The 2,951-nt window shown below is 72.1% G+C and carries 1 protein-coding gene and 1 pseudogene; one reads left to right on the top strand and one right to left on the bottom strand.

Annotated features, from left to right (window positions below; all coding sequences use genetic code 11):
- Positions 1–469: 469 nt before the first annotated feature.
- A pseudogene (locus ACZ6JS_RS27170) lies at positions 470–1,591 on the top strand (transposase); the annotation flags it as partial.
- A gap of 303 nt (positions 1,592–1,894) precedes the next feature.
- Here ACZ6JS_RS27170 and ACZ6JS_RS27165 read toward each other — a convergent pair.
- A complete protein-coding gene (locus ACZ6JS_RS27165) occupies positions 1,895–2,416 on the bottom strand; it encodes a hypothetical protein (RefSeq protein ID WP_469301727.1) in 522 nt (173 codons plus the stop codon).
- Between the last annotated feature and the right edge of the window lie 535 nt (positions 2,417–2,951).

Below are 2,951 nucleotides of genomic sequence, written 5' to 3'. Positions count from 1 at the left end.
TNGCTCCCGCCCGCTCCCGCCCGCTCTCGCTCCCGCTGGCTCCTGCTCCCGCTCCTGCTCCCGTGGGCGTGGGCGTGGGCGTGGGTATGGGCTGGCTTCCGTGTTCGGGTTGGGCGTCTCCTCTTTTTGCGGGCCGTCCCGTCCCGTCCTGGCGGGGCCCGTCCCGGCCCGTCCTGGCGGGGCCGTCCTGGCCTGGCCGGGCCCCGTCCCGGCTTGGCTCGGTTTGGCTGGGGGTGTTGTTTCGCTGTGGCGTGTATGTCGGCGTGTGTTGCGGGTGGTGCTGGTGTGTGTCGGGCTTGTTGCTGTTTTTCGCCGGTACGGGTACTCCCGCTGTGGGTGTGGGTGTGGGTGTGGGTGTGGGGGTTGGGTCGGGGGCTGGTTGGCGGGGTGGTCTGCGGGAGGCTTGCGAGGGTCCGGGTGCTGCTTTGTCTGTGACTCGAGCTGCTTTCCCGGGGGCAGGCTCCTGGTTTTGCGGGGGGTCGGGGAATGGGTCTTCGACAGGAGGATGTCCAGCAGCGAAACGGGAGCTGCGAGTCGTTTTCGGTACGTTCAAGGCCGAGTTCGGCACGGTCCTGGTTGTTGTGGACCGGCGCGCCTCGATCGGCGTCTTTGTCCCTGACCGTGGCCCCGGGGCGGGGGCTGTCAGGTCGCCTGCCCGGACTTGTGGTGCGGCGGATTGCCGGCCTCTACCCGGGCGGGGCGGAAACCGATGCGGAGGGTGCCGCTGTCATCGCGGACGCTGCCGGCGTGATGCCCCGCACCCTGTGATCGCTGGGGCTGACCGGGTGGGCTGACCGCCGAGTTCACCTGCTGACCGGTTTCGGCGGGGGTCTTGCGGCCTAGGCCATCCGCATCGGCATTCGGATGCGCGGCCTCCTCGCCCAGCACACGCCCCGGTTCGGAGTGTGTGTTCGGAGTGCGTCTGGGCCGTCCTGCTGTCAGCTGGCTGCTCGAGGGCTATGGGTTTCCGGCCGTTCTGTGGGAAAGCCGGCCGCCGCAGGCTCGTGGAAGTGATCCGTTTTAAGGCCCGGGGTATGGCGGCCCGGCTGATCGGCGACGTTTTCGGTGCCCTTGGCGGGCAGAGTGTCGTGGTCGTGGGCAGGGGTCCTTTGGACGTGGTCGTCTCGTTTCTGGCCCGCTCGCTCGCCGCGGTCCACGACTGGTGCAGGGCCCTGGAGTCCCAGGTCGTTACCCTGTTGGAGGCCACCCGTTTCACCCGGTTTTGACCTCGATGCCGGGCATCCGGGGTCAGGTCCGCCGCCGTCCTGTTGGTCCGTCGGTGAGGGGAGCGGTTTTCCCGGCGCGGCCCACCTCGCCTCCTTCGCCGGCCTCGCCCCCCACGAGCAGGTCGTCAGGGACCTCGATCCACGGCGAACAGGCACCTGGGGGCGGAAGCCGGCGGCTCGAACGGGCCATGTTGCTTTCCGTCTTTGCCTGCGGGGACGCCGCCCCGTCCTCGCGTACCTTCTGCGGCCGGGAAAGAGCCGGGGGTGAAGCCCACGCCCGGGCCCTCTTCCGCCTCGCCCGCCAACGCATCAGCGTCCTGTTCGCCATGCTCCGCGAGGGCGCCTTCTCCGAGTCCCGGACCCCCACCGTCACCTTGCCGCATGACCCTCCCAAAAACAGCCTCGAATCCGACGCCACGTCCTTGACGAAGGACATGGAGACACCCCCGGGGCGGCGGCTCTGTTGGGCGGATGCGGCGTGTGAGCCGCGCTCGCCTGCAGGCCTTGTTGTCCGCGAGCCCGCATCCCTGTCGTTCCGTGGGCTTGGAGGCCTGTCGTTCCGTGGGCCTGCATCGCTGTCGTTCCGTGGGCTTGGAGGCCTTGTGGTCCGTGGGCTTGGAGGCTTGTTGTCGGGGGGCTGGGCTGCGGTGTGGGGCGCGGGTTCGGGGTCAGGAGCCAGGCGTGGGGGTGGGGGTGGGGCTGGGGGTGTCGTAGACGAGTTTGTAGGTCACGTCCTTGGGGACGGGGGCCGGCGCGGTGTCGGTGTACAGGAGCCGGATCGTGGCGAACCGCTGGGTGCCGGGGCGGTCGGGCCAGGGTTGCGGGTCGCTGAGGGTGACGGTGACGGGGTAGGGGCGGAAGCGGCCTGCCGCGCAGTAGGGGCGGCAGTCGTTGACCATGTCGGTGCCGGTGGCTGTCGCGGTCTGGGGTCCCCAGGTGTTCCAGCGCAGGCCGACGAGCCGGTTGTTGCCGTCGCCGCAGGCCAGCAGGTATTCCTCGGGGCGTACCTGGCCTTTGGAGAAGCAGTCGACCACCACCGGATCGGGTGCCGGCGCGGGTGCGGGCTGTGATGCGGAGGCCGGTACGGCTGCGGCCACGAGGGCCGCTGCGGCGCTCAGCAGGATCCCGGTCCGGGGCCGGATGCGGGTCCGCGGCCCGCGGGGGTTGCGGCCGTCTCCTGAAGCGTCCACGAGACCTCCTCGCCCGTCCGTCGCGCCCGGCGGCGCTGCGGCGCATGCCCAGCTTCCCCGATCCGGGCGCGCCCCGCACCCGCTGGCGGTGCCCCGCACTGCGAAAGTCCTGTCTGACCTGCGGATACACCACGGCCCCCGCCCCCGGCACCCCGGTCCCGGTTCGGGCCGCTCGGGTCCCGGTCCCGGCGCCCCTGCCCTGGCACCCAGTTCCCGGTTCGGGCTCCCCGGCCCTGGTTCGGGCCGCTCGCGTCCCGGCCCCTGCACGCAGTTCCCGGCACCCCGGCCCCGGCACCCCGGTCGCGGCCCCTGGTTCGGGCCGCTCGGGTTCCGGCCCCGGCACCCCGGTTCCGGGTCTCTGGCCCCCGGTTCGGGCTCCCCGGCCCTGGTTCGGGCCGCTCGGGTCCCGGCCCCTGCACGTAGTTTCCGGCACCCCGGTCCCGGCACCCCGGTCGCGGCCCCTGGTTCGGGCCGCTCGGGTTCCGGCCCCGGCACCCCGGTTCCGGGTCTCTGGCCCCCGGTTCGGGCTCCCCGG

It is taken from the genome of Streptomyces sp. NPDC046349 (assembly GCF_055587885.1).
The sequence above is the reverse complement of the archived record's forward strand: the minus strand, read 5'-3'. Positions and strand labels throughout refer to the sequence as shown.